At 40.9% G+C, this 17,257-nt stretch carries 16 protein-coding genes; 7 read left to right on the top strand and 9 right to left on the bottom strand.

The features are described 5' to 3' along the window. Positions 1–43: 43 nt before the first annotated feature. Together hisB and fabI are read right to left on the bottom strand one after the other, a co-directional pair. Positions 44–685: an imidazoleglycerol-phosphate dehydratase HisB gene (gene hisB, locus V7K44_RS11225; RefSeq protein ID WP_322639263.1), complete on the bottom strand. Its 642-nt coding sequence runs from the start codon at positions 683–685 to the stop codon at positions 44–46. A 74-nt stretch (positions 686–759) separates the two neighbouring features. Further along, the gene (fabI, locus tag V7K44_RS11220) at positions 760–1,536 is read right to left on the bottom strand and encodes an enoyl-ACP reductase FabI (RefSeq protein WP_334931378.1); all 777 of its coding nucleotides are present in this window, start codon (positions 1,534–1,536) and stop codon (positions 760–762) included. Positions 1,537–1,915: 379 nt separating this feature from the next. On the opposite strand from fabI, the gene ntcA reads away from it, so the two are divergent. From ntcA to V7K44_RS11205, 3 genes are all read left to right on the top strand, one after another. Then, positions 1,916–2,587, top strand: coding sequence for a global nitrogen regulator NtcA (gene ntcA, locus V7K44_RS11215; RefSeq protein ID WP_017652326.1), 672 nt, complete (start codon positions 1,916–1,918; stop codon positions 2,585–2,587). Positions 2,588–2,755: 168 nt separating this feature from the next. After that, positions 2,756–4,246: a DUF3084 domain-containing protein gene (locus tag V7K44_RS11210; protein ID WP_334931375.1), complete on the top strand. Its 1,491-nt coding sequence runs from the start codon at positions 2,756–2,758 to the stop codon at positions 4,244–4,246. A gap of 149 nt (positions 4,247–4,395) precedes the next feature. Beyond that, positions 4,396–4,851 (top strand): resolvase, encoded by a 456-nt coding sequence (locus V7K44_RS11205; protein ID WP_334931373.1) that lies wholly within the window; start codon positions 4,396–4,398, stop codon positions 4,849–4,851. 40 nt (positions 4,852–4,891) lie between these two features. On the opposite strand, the gene V7K44_RS11200 is transcribed toward V7K44_RS11205, so the two are convergent. Further along, a complete protein-coding gene (locus tag V7K44_RS11200; RefSeq protein WP_094347376.1) occupies positions 4,892–5,155 on the bottom strand; it encodes a DUF3146 family protein in 264 nt (87 codons plus the stop codon). A gap of 879 nt (positions 5,156–6,034) precedes the next feature. Here V7K44_RS11200 and V7K44_RS11195 point away from each other — a divergent pair. The 3 genes from V7K44_RS11195 (at position 6,035) to V7K44_RS11185 (ending at position 8,240) form a co-directional block, all read left to right on the top strand. Continuing rightward, the gene (locus V7K44_RS11195; RefSeq protein WP_099104264.1) at positions 6,035–6,235 is read left to right on the top strand and encodes a heavy-metal-associated domain-containing protein; all 201 of its coding nucleotides are present in this window, start codon (positions 6,035–6,037) and stop codon (positions 6,233–6,235) included. A gap of 410 nt (positions 6,236–6,645) precedes the next feature. Then, complete coding sequence (locus V7K44_RS11190) at positions 6,646–7,512, top strand: aldo/keto reductase (protein WP_334931371.1); 867 nt, start codon at positions 6,646–6,648, stop codon at positions 7,510–7,512. A 224-nt stretch (positions 7,513–7,736) separates the two neighbouring features. Beyond that, positions 7,737–8,240, top strand: coding sequence for a hypothetical protein (locus V7K44_RS11185; RefSeq protein ID WP_334931369.1), 504 nt, complete (start codon positions 7,737–7,739; stop codon positions 8,238–8,240). A 45-nt stretch (positions 8,241–8,285) separates the two neighbouring features. Here the strand turns inward: V7K44_RS11185 and V7K44_RS11180 are convergent, their stop codons facing one another. Further along, positions 8,286–8,984 carry a Crp/Fnr family transcriptional regulator gene (locus V7K44_RS11180; RefSeq protein WP_334931367.1) on the bottom strand — a complete coding sequence of 233 codons (699 nt, stop codon included), beginning with the start codon at positions 8,982–8,984 and terminating at the stop codon, positions 8,286–8,288. A gap of 2 nt (positions 8,985–8,986) precedes the next feature. Next, entirely contained in the window at positions 8,987–10,390 is a 1,404-nt protein-coding gene (locus V7K44_RS11175; protein WP_334931365.1) for an amidase, read from the bottom strand. A gap of 208 nt (positions 10,391–10,598) precedes the next feature. Here V7K44_RS11175 and V7K44_RS11170 point away from each other — a divergent pair, with 208 nt between their 5' ends. Then, positions 10,599–11,861 carry a hypothetical protein gene (locus tag V7K44_RS11170; RefSeq protein ID WP_334931363.1) on the top strand — a complete coding sequence of 421 codons (1,263 nt, stop codon included), beginning with the start codon at positions 10,599–10,601 and terminating at the stop codon, positions 11,859–11,861. 108 nt (positions 11,862–11,969) lie between these two features. On the opposite strand, the gene V7K44_RS11165 is transcribed toward V7K44_RS11170, so the two are convergent. The 4 genes from V7K44_RS11165 to V7K44_RS11150 form a co-directional block, all read right to left on the bottom strand. Next, positions 11,970–12,278, bottom strand: a complete 309-nt coding sequence (locus V7K44_RS11165) for a hypothetical protein (protein WP_334931361.1) — start codon at positions 12,276–12,278, stop codon at positions 11,970–11,972. Between the two features lie 353 nt (positions 12,279–12,631). Then, positions 12,632–13,459 carry a type I methionyl aminopeptidase gene (map, locus tag V7K44_RS11160; protein WP_334931359.1) on the bottom strand — a complete coding sequence of 276 codons (828 nt, stop codon included), beginning with the start codon at positions 13,457–13,459 and terminating at the stop codon, positions 12,632–12,634. A gap of 265 nt (positions 13,460–13,724) precedes the next feature. Further along, a complete protein-coding gene (locus V7K44_RS11155; RefSeq protein ID WP_334931357.1) occupies positions 13,725–14,249 on the bottom strand; it encodes a cupredoxin domain-containing protein in 525 nt (174 codons plus the stop codon). Between the two features lie 104 nt (positions 14,250–14,353). Beyond that, positions 14,354–17,185: a M16 family metallopeptidase gene (locus tag V7K44_RS11150; protein ID WP_334931355.1), complete on the bottom strand. Its 2,832-nt coding sequence runs from the start codon at positions 17,183–17,185 to the stop codon at positions 14,354–14,356. Positions 17,186–17,257 lie beyond the last annotated feature (72 nt).

Below are 17,257 nucleotides of genomic sequence, written 5' to 3'. Positions count from 1 at the left end.
CTCTTTTCGATGCCCAACCTCCAATGCCCAATTTGACTCCTTTTCATAGAACTCCCTTAGAACTGGGAATTAAGCCAGCACGTCGGGGGTCAATTTCCACCGCCTGGCGTGTTGCTCTTGCAAAAGCTTTAAATGTCGCTTCAATGATGTGATGGGAATTAATGCCATCCAGTTGCCGAATGTGCAGTGTCATCTGGCTATGGTTTACCAGTGCCACAAAAAATTCTCGCACCAGTTGAGTGTCATAGGTTCCTACCCGCTGAGTAGGAATTTGCAAGCCGTAGCTGAGGTGAGGCCGTCCAGAAAAGTCTAGCGCTACCTGAACTAAGGCTTCATCCAGTGGTGCAAGAAAATTACCAAAGCGGACAATGCCTTTTCTGTCGCCTAGTGCTTGGTTAAAAGCTTGCCCTAAAGTAATGCCTACATCTTCGTTGGTGTGATGATCGTCAATTTCCCAGTCTCCCTTGGCTTGGACATCTATATCAATCAGCCCGTGGGAGGCAATTTGATGCAACATATGATCCAAAAACGGAATACCTGTTGCTGCTGTGCAAGTTCCTCTACCATCCAGGTTGATGGTAACTTGCACATTAGTTTCACCAGTGGTGCGGTGAACAGTGGCAATGCGAGGGGTTTGGGTTAAGCGATCGTAGTTTGAATTAACTTGGCGATTGGTTGTTTGCATGGGGAGTGAAAAGAGTTAGGAGTTAGAAGTTAGGAGTTAAAAATTCATAACTCTTAAGTCCTAACTTTATCGCGTCACATTCCCATAATTTCATATCCTGCATCTACATAGAGAATTTGTCCGGTAATCCCGCTGGACAAATCACTACACAAGAAAGCGGCAGCGTTGCCTACTTCTAACTGAGTGACGGTGCGTCGTAGGGGAGCTACTTCTTCTACATGATGAATCATATCCAAAATGCCACCCACTGCTGAAGATGCCAAAGTACGGATGGGGCCTGCGGAGATGGCATTTACGCGGATATTTTGCGAACCTAATTCAGCAGCCAGGTAACGCACACTCATTTCTAACCCCGCTTTGGCAATTCCCATAACGTTGTAGTTGGGAATTGCCCTAACACCGCCTAAATATGTGAGGGTTACGATACTACCTCCCTCTGTCATCAAAGGTTTAGCTGCACCACTTAACTGCACCAGCGAGTAGGTACTAATTTCTAAGGCGGTGTTGAAGCCAGAACGAGAGGTTTGACTAAAATCTCCAGTTAAATCGTCTTTGCTGGCAAAAGCCAGACAATGGATGAGGATATCTAGCTTTCCCCATTGTTCGCGGATTGTCTCAAAAGTAGATTTAATTTGATCTTCATCTTGGACGTTACAGGGAAGAAATAAGCTGGGGTTGAGAGGTTCTACCAACTCCGCAACTTTTTTCTCCATCTTGCCGCGTTCATCCGGCAGGTAGGTAATGCCCAGGTTTGCTCCAGCTTTGTGCAGTTGTTGGGCGATACCCCAAGCGATCGAGCGGTTATTGGCAATACCTGTAACAAGGGCATTTTTTCCAGTCAGATTTAGCATAAAAATTGTTAATGCGATCGATCATTAGGAGCATACTAGAATCTGAGGCACGTTTTGTCTTTGTTTTATACATGATTTGCAAAAATGAATATTGATAAGGGTGTTTTCTGTGACAAAAATCTTGATTTTTTATAAAGATATTCTCAAGATATCTTTATTTGTTCTTCAAAAAACCTTTTGAATACAGCTATTGGAACTACTTATCAACAATTAGTAGCTGAAAGGATCAAGAATTATGTATCATTATAAACAAAGAGTTATGAAGAGATTAGTTTGAGTATAGGAAAGTACAGAAAGGTTGACGGTGCTTTATTCATTTTTCGGGTGTATTCTTAGGTAATCAGTTTTTGTTTTTCCGGCATTGGGTAGGGGAAGGGAGATGATCGTGACACAAGATAAAGCCCTAGCAAATGTATTTCGTCAGATGGCGACCGGGGCGTTTCCGCCAGTTGTGGAAACGTTTGAACGCAATAAAACGATCTTTTTTCCTGGCGATCCTGCCGAACGAGTTTATTTTCTTTTGAAAGGTGCTGTAAAACTTTCCAGGGTGTACGAGGCAGGAGAGGAAATAACGGTAGCGTTGCTGCGGGAAAATAGTGTTTTTGGTGTATTGTCATTGCTGACAGGAAATAAGTCGGATCGGTTTTACCATGCGGTTGCATTTACGCCTGCGGAATTACTGTCAGCTCCAATTGAACAAGTGGAACAAGCACTCAAGGAAAATCCAGAATTATCAATGTTAATGCTGCGAGGTCTGTCTTCGCGAATTTTGCAAACGGAGATGATGATTGAAACTCTCGCCCACCGAGATATGGGTTCTAGGTTGGTGAGTTTTTTATTAATTCTTTGTCGGGATTTTGGCGTTCCTTGTGCAGATGGGATCACTATTGATTTGAAATTATCTCATCAAGCGATCGCAGAGGCAATTGGTTCAACTCGTGTTACCGTTACTAGGCTACTGGGAGATTTGCGTGAGAAAAAGATGATTTCCATCCACAAAAAGAAGATTACTGTGCATAAACCTGTTACCTTAAGTAGGCAGTTCACATAAAAACAATTGGAGAAAGGGGAATCGGCGCGTGTTCTATTTTGAAAAATGACACTAATAGCTAGAGGTAAATCTAAAATTGAATAATTTCAGCTATTGCCAATTTCCACTTCTTTCCAGAGAATACTTAAAAGTAGTAGGCTGTATCTGGAAGGATTTCGGTAGCTAAAGATGACCACCGGATACATCCTCATCGCAGCAATTTTGATTCTGGGAGGCGTAATTGCCACCGTTGGCGATCGCATCGGCACACGAGTTGGCAAAGCCCGCCTCTCACTTTTTAAGCTTCGTCCGAAAAACACTGCCGTACTAGTAACAATTTTTACTGGTGGTTTAATTTCAGCATCAACTTTAGGGATTTTATTCGCTGCCGACGAAGGCTTACGAAAAGGAGTCTTTGAGTTAGAAGATATTCAAACAGACCTCAGACAGAAGCGGGAACAGCTAAAAACCGCAGAAACTCAGAAAAGTCAGGTAGAAAGTGAGCTAAATCAAGCCAGAATTGCCCAAACAAAAGCACAACAAGACTTGCAGGCAATTAATAAATCCTTGCAGGCGGCGAATGCCAAACAACTCCAAACACAAGCTCAGTTAAACCGCACCATTAGTCAACAAGCCCAAACTCAAACTCAACTGCAACGCACTCAAGGTCAGCTAGGACAAGTTGTAACTCAGTACCAAAAAGCCATAACTCAGTTGCAAAGCGTTTCCAATCAGAGAAAGGAACTACAGGCGGCAGTTGAACTACTGAAGACAGAACGCCAAAGACTTTACGCGGAAGCGAAAAAAGCCATTGACGAAGCCAAAACAGCAATTGAAAAACGCGATCGCGAACTTGCTAACCGTCAAGAAGCTATAGAACAGCGCGATCAAAAAATTTCCCAACTGGATCAACTAATTCAAAAACGTAATGTAGAAGTTGCAGCACGAGAGCAAGTGATTGTCAAGCGCGAATCTCGCCTCAAAGAGTTGGAAGCACAACAGGAGCAACTAGAACAGGAAGTTGCAAGGCTGGAAAAATATTATCAGTCCTACCGCGACCTGCGTCTGGGTAAGCTAGCCTTAGTTCGTGGTCAAGTTCTGTCTGCTGCTGTAATTCGTGTTACCCAACCTGCTGCTGCCCGTCAGGCAGTGATACAACTTTTACAAGAGGCGAATCGCAACGCCAACCTGGAATTAAGTGAGCCTGGTGCAAATCCGGCCAATGTAGAGTTACTGCGTGTGACCCAGGATAGGGTCGATCAATTAAGCAAGCAGATTGGCGATGGTAAAGAATACGTCGTGCGAATTTTCTCTGCTGGTAATTACGTCAGGGGAGAAAAGCAGATAGAATTTTTCGCGGATACAGCCCAGAATCAACTAGTTTTTTCGGGAGGCGCGGTGCTAGCCACGACTAGTGCTGATTCCAAAACCATGACATCTTATCAGTTACAGCAGCGGCTAGAAATACTAATTTCTGCTTCCCAATTTCGTGCCCGTAATGCTGGAATTGTCGAAAATGTGCAAGTAGAGGGGACTTTTCTGCGCTTTGTCAGCCAACTAAGACAGTATAATCAACCCTTGGAGATCAAAGCGATCGCAGCAGAGGATACTTATACAGCCGGGCCATTGAGAGTAAAATTGGTGGCAATAGTCAACGGAAAAATTATTTTTAGTACTTAAAAAATTATTTGCACGCTGTTATTAGTAAGATTTAAACATATTGAACAATAGCCAGAATAGTTGCTGTAGCTGCATTTTTATTTAGCAGACACTACGCATGGCAAGATCCCTGTAAGGGTACATTTCTAATTTTTAATTTTTAATTTATTATGAATTTCCGTGAATTTTCAGCAACGCAACCAGTCATATTGGGGTTTGATCCAGGTCGAGATAAGTGTGGTTTAGCGGTGATGGGACTGGATCGGCAACTGTATTATCATCAAGTCGTGCTAGCAAAAGAGGCGATCGCTACCATTGAGACACTGCGTCAAAGGTTTCCGATCTCTTTGATGGTCATGGGCGACCAAACTACAGCCAAACAGTGGAGACAGCAGTTATATCAAGAATTGACAGAACCCCTGAGTATTATTTTAGTGGATGAGCGGTACACAACCTTAGAAGCACGCGATCGCTATTGGCAAATGTTCCCACCCAAAGGGCTAATCAAGCTATTGCCACAGGGTCTACGACAGCCTCCAAGACCCATAGATGACATCGTTGCCATCCTCTTAATCGAAAGATACTTAAATCGCCTCACGGAATCAACACTAAGCAGTCAGGAGTGAGGAATTAGATCGTTAACTCCAAACTCCAAACTCCAAGCTTTTAAAGTTCCGCCCGAATCGTAAAAGCATAGTCTCCTCCAGGCTCTAGCTGATAATCTTGTTGCTCCAAAAATCGACCGAGGGGTTCTTTGATTAAGGCGCGGCCTTGGGAAGGCTTGACGGCAAGTTCTCCCCGGCGAAAATGCCACTGGAAATGCCACTCAAACTCACCCGCATTCACTTCGCCTTCTAGGAAGCCGTGTTGCCAGGATTGGCGGGTAATTCTGACATGGGCAGTGGTTTCTGGCAGACGTTTTGCACTCACAATGCTTTATGTCAAGTGTGGAATAACAGCCGATTATTTAGGCTACTTACTTTATTTACCAAACATAGCTTAATTAGACAAACTGACAAAATGGGTATTTGTAGTTTACTAGGTTGTGTTGATGAGTAAGATGACTTCAGCATCCTGAAGTTGTGCCACCGATAGCGTAAGCAAGCTACGCGTAGCGTCTCCTAGAGAAGCGTTAGCGAGTTTTACTTCGAGGATCATAGTTGGTCATAAAGATTGGAAAATAAATCAAACAAGAAATGCTAATTTTTTCGTTCCTTCTAGCGATCGCATTTCAACTACTGGTACATTTCAGGAATCGTTCTCTAGCTTAAATACCCAAATTAGCAGCGTCTAACATTCTTATCATAATTGTGTCGCTGAAAGTCTTTGTTGGGAACCCACAGTATATTTATGCCCCAAGATAGCTGTTTTTTTAATTTATATGTACTGCAAATGTTGGGCAAAAGTACCTGAAGCATACAATAAATTAAAAACTACAGATAAAAAGGTTTCGTTAATTACGCATAGACGCTTGTCAGATCGGGCAATGCTATAAGAACAACTACGTCGAACAGTAACGCCTAGAAAAACAGAGGGAATGTCTGGTGGAGTCTTCAGAATAACCTACACAAGCGGCTTTTTATAAGTTAGTAGCACTAAGTGCATTTTCATAAATAACTTTATATATTTTGGTATTTTATTTTGGTTTTGCTGCCTAAATAATTTGTCAATAATGATTTAGATATAACTATTAGTTGTTACTATTTTTGTAATGTTCAATTACCTAACTCAAGTAAGATGTGCGCTCACTCTTAAAATCGATATTATATTTATTAAAGGTAATTTTCCGTTTACGTAATGAGGTAAGTAATGGCAATTCAACTGAAAGTTCCAGATATTAAAGGTGATGAGTGCGCCAAAAAAATAACTAAATCTATTCTGACTATGGAATCTGATGCCAAAGTAGATGTAAATGTTGATACTAAAACTGTAACTGTAGATGCTGCGGCTTCTGAAGAGTCAATTAAACAGATGGTTCAATCTGCTGGTTATACTATAGAGGGCTATTAATTATTTTCTCTAAATTTATTAGAAAATCTAGAGAAAATAAATTATTCACCAGAATAACTTAATGATATTTACGTCCGTTTTCAGGGCGTAAATATTAATAAGTACTCTATTCGATTGCAACTATTCCTCCTCTACTAAGGTGGCAAACGGCTCTAAATATTAGCAAGCGTGAATAAGAATTAAATTCACCAAAAGTGCAATCAAACATGACTTAAATAAAATTAAATACCAAATTTTATGTTAGTACTAATTATTAGGGCAACGACGGTTGTCTGTCAAATAATGAGATATTCTCACACCTAGCAGAAATAAAAATTACATTCACTTATCCTCAAGTCTAAGTACTAGGGAGGATTTCTAATGAATAACGAACTGATAGATAATTGGTGTAGAAAGCTATAACTAAAAGCATGGAAACCAAACAACTAGGAAAAACTGGTGTTTTTGTAAGTGCGATTGGTTTGGGTGGTATGCCCATGTCAATTGCTAATCGTCCTCCTGAATCGCAATCAATCCAAGTTATTCATCGTGCCTTGGATTTGGGTATCACATTTATTGACACTGCCGATTCTTACTGCAAAGATGAATCAGACAAACACCACAATGAGCAGCTAATTCACAAGGCACTTAGTAGTTACAAAGGCGATGTTAGCCAAGTAATTGTGGCAACCAAGGGTGGTTTGATGCGTCCCGATGGCAACTGGACAAGCAACGGCAACCCAGAACATTTGCGCCAAACAATTCGAGTCAGTTTTGAAGCGTTGGGTGGTACTAAACCCATCGATGTTTGGCAATACCATTCTCCTGATACTAATTACACTATTGAAGAATCTCTTACACCAGTTAAAGAAGCAGTGGAAGCTGGTTTAATTCGGTTTGTGGGAGTTTCTAACTTTTCCGTTGAACAAATTAAGCGGGCGCGCGATGTGGTGGATATTGTCTCAGTGCAGAATCAATACAGCCCTTGGCAACGACAGCCAGAAAATGATGGCGTATTAAAATATTGCGAACAGCAAGGATTGACTTTTTTACCTTGGAGTCCATTTGGTGGTAGGCGTCGCCATCAGGATTTGCAGGATATTTCTGCGATCGCTAAGTTAGCTAAAGAAAAAGGCGTGTCAGTGTATAATATCGTCTTAGCGTGGTTGCGTTCCAAATCACCCGCTATTTTGCCAATTCCTGGTGCTAGCAAGGTTTCCAGCATTGAAGACTCAATACGTGCTATCAACGTGAAACTATCTGACGAAGAAGTGCAAAAAATTGATCGGGCAACTTAATTATTCGGCGTTGCTAATTAAATGTATGGATCTGGGTATAAAGGCGTTGCAATGTAACGTTTTTACAAAAATTTTGAAATCACGCAAAATCATTTTCATACCTGAATTTAGCAACGCCAATTATTCTACTGGCTAACGTAATATTGCTTCTATGAGCTACCTCAGAGACAATATCATAAATTACTGAGAAATTGAGGATAAGACAAATTCAGAGGGTCGCACAAATGACCAACACTATCCTCAATTTCCAAACAGCTTTTGCTCACAATTTAAACTTTTCTGAAACTCAGTTGGAAGAAATACTATCACAACCTTTAACTGAAGTTCTCAATTTACCTGAATTGCAACAAGCATTAAACAGTTTAGATACCAATTTGCTTAGGAAAACATTGCCCACAGCAGGAGGGGTTTTAGCTAAGGAATTACCACCTTTTTATAACTGGCTAAAAAATGAGTTAGGAGTCAATCGGGTTCCTGATAGTCCCGATCACACAACAACGTGGGTAATTGGTTTCGTCCATAATCAAGAAAGTTTAACTCATTTAGTTGAGTTACACCGTCCAGTACCTCGTCTAGCTTTAGAAGCTTCTATTCCCCGCTTGATAGGGATATTTAAAGGTGTCGAAGATGCACAAGTTCGGCAAGAATGGCAAAAAGCGATTGCAGCTCTATGTCTAGTTTTAGTTGTTGCTGCACGCGAACAAGATAGAACAGCTGTAGCAGTCTGAATTGCTGTCCCCCAAATAGTAAGGGCGCACATTTGTGCGCTCCTATTAATGGATATCTCCAGATGCGATCGCATCCAATTTATCAGCATCAAGGATGGTAATCGTCCCACCCCGACGATAAGCAATTACTGACTTGAGACTTTTAATTAATCGCACGCATTCTTCATAAGTAATACCGCTACTTCGAGCCATCCGATAATAAGATAATTTGACTTTTAAACACTCGCCTTGTGGACTAGATTCAGTTCCCGATTCAGCAGCAAAATATTGAATTAATCTCGCAAGGCGAACAATAGCCCTTTCAGAAACTAATCCGTGGACTGTTTCATGTAATTGCTGAATCCGACTGTTAAAAACCATCAGCATTCGTAAGGCGATTTCAGGATTTTCGCCAATAGCTTTTAATAAAGCATCTCGCTCTACAGTGAGGATTTTACAATCAGATTCAGCAGTAACAGTTGCCGGAGAAATTCCATTTCCCAACAAAGCAGGAGCCGCAAAAATCTCCCCAGCAGCTAACGCACGGAGAATCGTTTCTTTCCCTGTTGTTGCTGTTTTAGTAACTTGAATTGATCCACTGACAACAGCGTAGAGTTTTGCTGGTAAGCGATCGCCTTCATAGAGAATAATCTCTCCTTTGCGATAACCTTGTACCTGAGTGTAAGGTTGCAAACCGATCTTCTCTACTGTTTCTAAACTTGCAAACACAATAATTTGCGAAAGTTGTTCCAGGGATGCCTGCATGATTAGCTCGATATTGCCCAGGCTGGACGATGATGAATCCAAGGGTTAGCCGCTTCTAATTGTGCTGCTAGGCTGATGATTGTGGCTTCAGCGGCAGGTTTACCAATTAGCTGCACACTGATGGGTAAACCCTTACTATCAAAGCCGACAGGAATTGCGATCGCAGGTTGTCCAGTTGCATTTGCAGGCGGACAAGGGGCAACCCACTCAATAATATTTTGGAATGTCTCTTCTGCACTCAGCGAAGCCCATTCCCCAACGCGGATAGGTGAATGTAGATAAACTGGCAATACCAGCACATCCACGGTATCGAAAAACGCCACAATTTGACGTGCCACTACCTGCATTTGGGAAACTGCTTGCAGGTATTCTCCAACGGAACCTGTACGTGCAAATAGCCAGCGATTCAATGGCTGCAAGGCTTCAGCAGGAAGTCTCGCCGCCGCTACTCCAGCTTGCCAAACGATTTGAAATGGTTCAACTAAACCACTAAAATCTGGGGATTTTTGTTCAACGTGGTGGCCGAGTTTTTCTAACAACTCGACTGTTTGGCGGACACCTTGCTGACAGTTAGCGTCAGCTTCTCCCAAAGGAGAAATACTAGTGTCAAAGGCAATTCGTAAAGCACCGAGTTTTGTCTGAGTGGCGGCGAGAAATGATGGTTCGGGATCTGGCAACCAGTAAGGATCGCCTGTCATGTAACCAGAGATGGCATCCAAAAGGGCAGCAGCATCAGCAACAGTCCTGGCGATTGGCCCGTTGACCGCAATTCCAGCGAGGCGTTCGCCTACGGGTGCTTTACTCACTCTGCCTCTAGATGGTTTAAGTCCCACTAAACCACAACAAGCAGCAGGCCCCCGAATTGAACCACCACCATCAGAACCTTGAGCGATCGCACACAATCCCGCTGCTACCGCCGCTGCTGCGCCACCACTGGAACCGCCAGGGGTATATTCTAAATTCCACGGATTTCTCGCTGGGGTAAAACCCATAGGTTCACTGTAGGGAAAAGAACCTAATTCGGAAGTAGCTGTTTTACCAAGAATAGTAAATCCAGCTTGCTTAATCCGCGTTACAACCCCATCATCATAGTTAGGGATATTGTTCAGTAACGCCGGGTTTCCATAAGTACAGGTAACACCTGCTACAGCATTGAGGTCTTTAATGGAAATCGGCACGCCAAAAAATGGCGGTAGTTCTGAGGTAGTTGTCAATAATTCTGTTTTGGCTTTGGCATCTGCGATCGCTAATTCTGCCGTCACCGTAAAATAGCTTCCTAATTGGGGATTTAATTGCTCAATCCTTTCTAAATATATTTCTACCAACTCTAGCGGTGATATTTCCCGGCGACGAATTAATTGCGCCAACTTTAGTGCTGGGGTAAATGCTAAATCAACTTCATTCATAGGTTAGTGAATGGATAATTTTGTCTTTATCTGGGATTTTGAAACTGAAATTGTTACTTTAGCAGGATTTCCGGGAACTATACATTTTATAGCTTCTGGGATTTGTGACTCAACTAGGATGCTCAGATGCAATAGGCATGGTTATATTCTTACTCAAGCCATTTTAATTGTTTTGTATAAACTTTCGACAAATCTCTAAGGGGGATTTATGGCTAACCTAGAAATACTTGTTAGTGAATTGCCAACACTGATTCAGAGTCTAAAACTGACTATTGGCGATTCTAATCAAATCATGGAGCAAATTATCCTAATCAATAATGCTCAGGAACAGCTACGAAATATTAACAAATTAATCGCTCAGGAATTGAGATTCGATCGGAGCAATAATTCTGCGATCGCTACACTTCCTCGATTAATCACAGGAGCTACTTTATTTATACCTAGTCTGGGATTAGTCGATCCAGCGATCGCAGAAAAATTTGGAAATTCAGAAACTAAAATTTCATTAGCTGATTTACAATTAAAAATTGATGCTTGGATTGAATGGGATTATTTTTTACAAGCAATAGCCACTGATATTCTTAGTGATATTCAATTAGTAAATCAACTAAATTCTGATATTATTAATTTAAGTATATCAAATGAATTTCAAACACTTAATGATAGCTTAAAAATTGACTTAACCTTGGGTAAAGCTAATATTTTACGACATCAAATTCAAAAAATTAGAGATTTTCAAAAACAACTATTACAGTTACAGCAAAAACTAAATTATATTTTTGATACTATTAAAAATAGTCGCAGCTTATTAAATATTTTATTAGGTGTCTCAGCTTTTTATGGTAAATCTGGTTTCGCTTTAGAGTGGTTAGATGATGACCACGAATTAATCATATCGAGTGAGGGAAAATTTCAAGAATTGACAGATATTCTCAATGATTGTGATTATTTCCAAGAGCAAGTTGCTGCTTTAATTATTCAAGGTGATACTTTAAGTCTACAGGCGGAACAAGCTCTAAAAAAGAGTGAAGAGGAAAGTAGTAAAGAAGCAATTAGTAGCCAGAAAGTAGGAAGATTCTCAAAGTTTTCAACACCCAAGATAGTACGTTCAGCTTTGATTATCACCTCAAGTTTATTAATCTTAACTTTTGGTAGTTTGAAAATTAGACAACAAAGTCTAAGTTTAACTCAAGAAGGAAGTGCCATTACCAACTTTAAATCTGCTCAAAAACTTGGTATGGAGGCTGCTTCTTTGGTTCAAAAGCCACCGCATCCTCTAAAAGTCTGGCAACAAGCAGAAACTAAATGGCATCAGGCAATAATCTTGTTAGATAGTATTCCTAATGAAACATCAGTTTCTGAGCGAGCAAAGAAGAAATTGGCTTACTATCGAATTAATTATAAATCTATCAGTCAAAGAGTGTTAATTGAAAAGAAAGCCTTAGCAAACTTAGAGTCAGCCAAAAACTAGCAATAGAAGCTAATTTATTTGTACAAAATTATCGTCAAATCATTTTCAAATTGTTATCAGACTGTAGAACCTGTAACCCTTAACCAATAACAATTTGAAAACGATTAGCTATTTTACAAGATTGATAGAATTAATAGGAGTTAAATTGACGTACAATTCACCACCCGCAGGTATAGTTGTCGGACAAACGGCTCCATTCAAGTCTGTACATAGTTTGACCGAAGCACCTCCAGTCTGGTTATTCTTGACGTAATAATTACCTATCTTATTGTATATTCTGCGAAATCCGTAGGTGTAATAGATATCACCCGGAATAGGATATGCAAAGATGTAAAGATCACCTCGATAGATACAAACGTTTCCAGGCGAACATCCTAACAATGATATCGCCTGTGCTGGAGGTGTAGCAGTCGTCATACCGAGCAATAGCAAACCGCTCAAAGACAATAACCTAGAACCTACAAAATTTAAAAGTTTCATAAAATTTTTAGCAATGGTAAATATTTTAAATTAAAGTACAAACTCCGAAAATTACGAAAATTGATTACTATTCTTTACAATCCCTAAATCAAAAGAAATACTTCTTAGTTATAAAACGAACTATGCGGCGATCAGATAAATAATTCAAAACTAAAAAACGATTACAATATTTATAATTTCTCTAAGAAGTCACATATCCGAGCCTTTCGATTTTTGTAAAAAAATAAAGAGGAAAATCGCCCTATTTTGACGCTTCACCTCTCTTAAAAACAGATAATTACAACTGACAATTACACCTTAGAACGGTCAGTCAAAATCTCATAACCAGTCTCTGTCACCAAAACTGTATGCTCAAACTGAGCAGACAAAGAATTATCCATAGTGACTGCTGTCCAACGGTCAGATAATGTCCGCGTGTGTCTAGAACCCGCGTTTAAAATTGGTTCAATTGCCAACGTCATCCCCGCCCGGAGTTTAACATTTGGCATCTCACGAGTACGATAGTTGAATACTGAAGGTTCTTCATGCAGGTTACGACCGACACCGTGTCCAGTAAACTCTTCAACTATACTAAAACCGTTAGATTTCACATGATCTTCAATTGCTCCAGCTAAGTCAAGCAGGTATACACCAGCCTTTACTTGCTCAATGCCTTTATATAAAGCTTCTTCTGCTACACGAATTAATTTAGCAGCTTCTTGCGTCACTTCACCGACAGCAATTGAAATGCAAGAATCACCATGAAAACCTTGGTAATAAGCGCCTGTATCTACTTTTAATACATCCCCGACGCGAATCACTTTCTTGGGACTAGGAATGCCATGTACTGCTTCATTATTAATGCTGGAGCAAATAGAACCTGGAAAACCGTGATATCCTTTAAAACTTGGTGTTGCACCCATTTCGCGGATACGTTTTTCTGCATAAGTATCCAAATCAGCCGTGGTCATACCTGGCTTTACAAGCTCGGCAATTTCTTTTAGGACAGTTGCTACAATTGCCGATGATTGCCGCATGATTTCAATTTCACGCGGCGATTTAATTTCAATTCCTCGGCGCTGTTTTTTCGCTGGTGCTGGTTGAGTAGCTTGAGAAAGTAAGTTACTGAAAATGTTCATGGGAAATTAATAATTACTGGTGGCTTTAACGCTGAAGTATGAATGCTTTCTCTAGATTAATTGAGAAATAATATCTATAATTTAACACTATGGGAGTTAGTACAGTTTGGTTTAAAATTGTGATGAATTGAGGTTTCAAATTTAAACGCAAAGGGGCGCAAAGTTAAGCCCATAAAAGCTTCTCTACGAGACGCTACGCGAACGCCTTCCCGCAGGGTAGGTACGCAGAGAATTTAATAAAATGTTGTATTCATCTCAATTATTTTTAATTTTTAATGGCAATCTCTCCAGTCATACCTGCTTCTGTATGTCCCGATATTGTACAACGTAAGCCATAAGTACCAGATTTTAGGGGGACAAATACCCATTCGGCTTCAGCACCGGGTTTGAGTTCCAGTTCGTGAATGGCTCCTTTGATTTCTACTTTCCCTGCTTCAACTTTTTGTGTCCAGATGCCATCGGCAAAATCTTTAGCGGTAAAATAGTGCTTCAGTTGGCTGGGATTAGTAAGCCGTAGTTGATAGCGTTTGCCAACCTCAAATTCCAAATGATTTGGCTCAAACTTGAGTTCATTAGCTGAATTACCCAAGTTAATTGTAATTTCTGTAGCTGGTTGCTTGAGCAAATCAAAAGACTTATTCGCCGCCATTGCTGGAGTAGCAGCGATGAAATTTAGAGCTAGGAGTAACGTTAATATCACGTAGTTACGCCGTAATATTTGTACCAAAGCAGGAATTGTGAAACTAAGGGATTTAATTACAATTTCGTAAAAACAGTTATAAATTTTCATCACTCATTCTCAAAAGGCAATGCTGATGAGCAGGAATAATTAATAGGTAGCGGGGAAAACCACTTTACCTATTCTTTATATTATCCATGCCCAGTGCCTTATCTCTACCTAATACTTTTCTCTGCTAACACAGATGGCCCAGCAGTAACGACTACGATTCGATCTGGGTGGAGTAACTCACGAGCCGCTTGATTAACTTGGGCAAGGGTGACTTTCTGGATTTTATCAGTGAAGGAGTGCAATTCTACTTTATCTAGTCCATACACCTCATTCATTAGAATTCTATCTGTTAATTCCTCTGGATTTGCTAGGGAAACGTTGTAGTTGCTGATGAGAGTGCGTTTAGCTGTTTCTACTTCCAGTGCTGTGACGCCTTGTTGATGGATTTGCTGTAGCATCTGGCGGGTACTAGCGATCGCTTTACTGCTATCTTCAGGACTAGTCTGCATCTCAATTAAAAATGTCCCTACATTCTTCCCAGCTTGGAAGGAACTATAAATTCCATAGCTCAAACCTTGGCGATCGCGCACTTCTGCACCTAGTCTACTAGATAAGGTATCGCCTCCTAAAATCTGGTTCAATACTAAAGCTGCATGAAACCGAGGATCGTAACGGTTAATGCCTGTGTAACCCATATAAGTTACAGCTTGGGCTTTATCTGGTAAAACTGGGTTGACACTCACAATTTTCTCCGGCATTGCCACCGGGGGATATTTTAATGTGGGTGCTTTTCCGCTAACTTCCCAATCACCAAACTTATTTTTAATCAGCGATCGCACTTTGTCTAGATCGAAATCTCCCACCAGCGCTAGCACTGTTGTATCTGGACGATAATGTTTAGCTTTGAAATCAATCACATCCTGGCGCTGAATCTGCTGTAAACTCTCCTCTGTGGGAAAAGTATGTAAGGGGTGTTTTTTCGGATAAATTGACTGAACAAATACTCTTCTGGCTACTTCTGATGGCTCATCTAATTCTTGTTGCAAATCAGTTAAAGTTTGCTGGCGATGCAGTTCCAACTCTTTGCTTGGAAAGCTACTATTTTTCACAACATCTGCCAATATCTCCAGGAGTATCGGCAAATCATCTGATAAACTATCACCTTCGATATGCACACCTTCGCGGTAGGTTTGAAAGTCTAGACTTGCCCCTCGTTCTCCTAAGACTTTAGCAATAGTTAAAACATCCTTGCTCCTAGTGCCATTTAGCAAATTATCTGCCACAAAAGCAGCTAATCCAGCTTTATTCTCTGGATCGAATTCCGTCCCAGCTTGAATATAACCGCTCAAGGTAACGGTGGGAGTACTCCGATCGGGTAACAGTAATATCCGCAATCCGTTAGTCAATTTAAATTCCTGGGGTAAGACTTGGGCAATCGCATCTGTAGCCAAATCCACAGGTGGTAAGTATTTCATCACCTCAGAAAAAAGCACAGGTGCGCCAGGAGAGAAATTTTCTGTAGTTTGGGCTGAGTGTGGTTTGTCAGCTACTTCTGTTATCCGCTTCTGGGTTGGTTCAAAAAAGCCAACTGTCCGCGCTTCTTTTGTCAGATATTTGTTAATGACAGCAACAACATCCGTCGGCTTCACCAAACGAACAGCTGCCAAATAGCGGTCTGTGTAGCGATAATCACCAACAGTTGTCTCATCAGTCCCCAATCGCATTGCTTGAGAAGTGATATCACGATTACTCAAAATTACATCTGCTGTTAATTGAGTTTTGGCTCGTTCTATTTCTTCAGATGTCACACCTTTTTCTGCTACATTGGCGATCGCACTACTCAACATTGAGTCAATTTTTTTCAAATCTTGTTTAGCTCCAGCCGTCACCAATACTTCATACCAGCCAGATTCTCGCAAACTGGTGACGGATGCTGTAACTTCACTAGCTAAACCTGATTCTACCAATGCCTGATAAAGTCTAGAATTCCGTCCCTCTGTCAAGATGTAATCCATCACATCCAGCGCTGGGACATCCGGTTGATTTGCATCCGGTAGCGGATACACAACTTGTAACAGCCGCCCTGCTCCCGGTTCTCGCAACACTATCGGAGATGAAGGAGATGAAGAAGAAATAACTCCTACCTCCTGCCCCCTGCCTTCTGCCCCCTGCCTCGGTAATTTACCAAACACCTTTTTAATTGTTTCGAGAGTGTTTGCAATTTGAAAATCTCCAACAATCACTAAGACAGCATTATCGGGACTGTAAAAATTGCGGTAATATTTTTCTACCTGCTCAACTTCAAATTTCTCGACATCAGCTTTAGTGCCACCTACTGGCAACCCATAAGCATGATTCGGAAACACCGCTTGCATGACAGCGCGATTGAGACGATATTCTGGACTATTTTCATAACCCTGCAACTCGGAAATTACTACCCGCTTTTCACTCGCTAATTGCTCCGGCTCAATCTGGGAATTTCGCATTCTGTCTGCTTCCAGCACCAAGAGCGCTTTCAGCTTGTTTCGTTCTACAGTACCGTAATATGCAGTTTGGTCATAGCTGGTAAAAGCATTGGAATCACTACCTAAAGCACTAAACAAACGTCCAAATTGAATTGGACGGTTTTTTGTACCTTTAAACATCATGTGTTCCAATTGGTGGGCAATGCCATTCACGCCCGATTCTTCGTTACGCGAGCCAACCTTGTACCACACCTGCACCGTCACCACTGGCGCAGTATGCACTTCCTTTGTCAGCACAGTTAGACCATTCTCCAGCACTGTCTTGCGGACATTTTCTGTCAGTGTTGAGGGCATTATTCTTTTTGTTAGCAAGGTTGAGTGATATTTTTCTTTGTTAGTAGATATAACTGGATGTTGGCTATGAGCAGGTCGATCGCTCAACAAAAAAACAGCTACTAGCCATAAACTTAAAAGTAATAACGGCAAGGGATATTTATAAAATTTAGAATAAAATTTGGAAACTCCATCCATGTATTTAGCAGATTTATCTGTAAATTAAGTTACATAATTGTTTTTGTGATTGACTACACTTTAATCTGGCAA

It is taken from the genome of Nostoc sp. (genome assembly GCF_036917235.1).
Classification (GTDB): Bacteria; Cyanobacteriota; Cyanobacteriia; order Cyanobacteriales; family Nostocaceae; genus Nostoc.
This window is presented reverse-complemented; position numbering and strand designations above follow the sequence as displayed.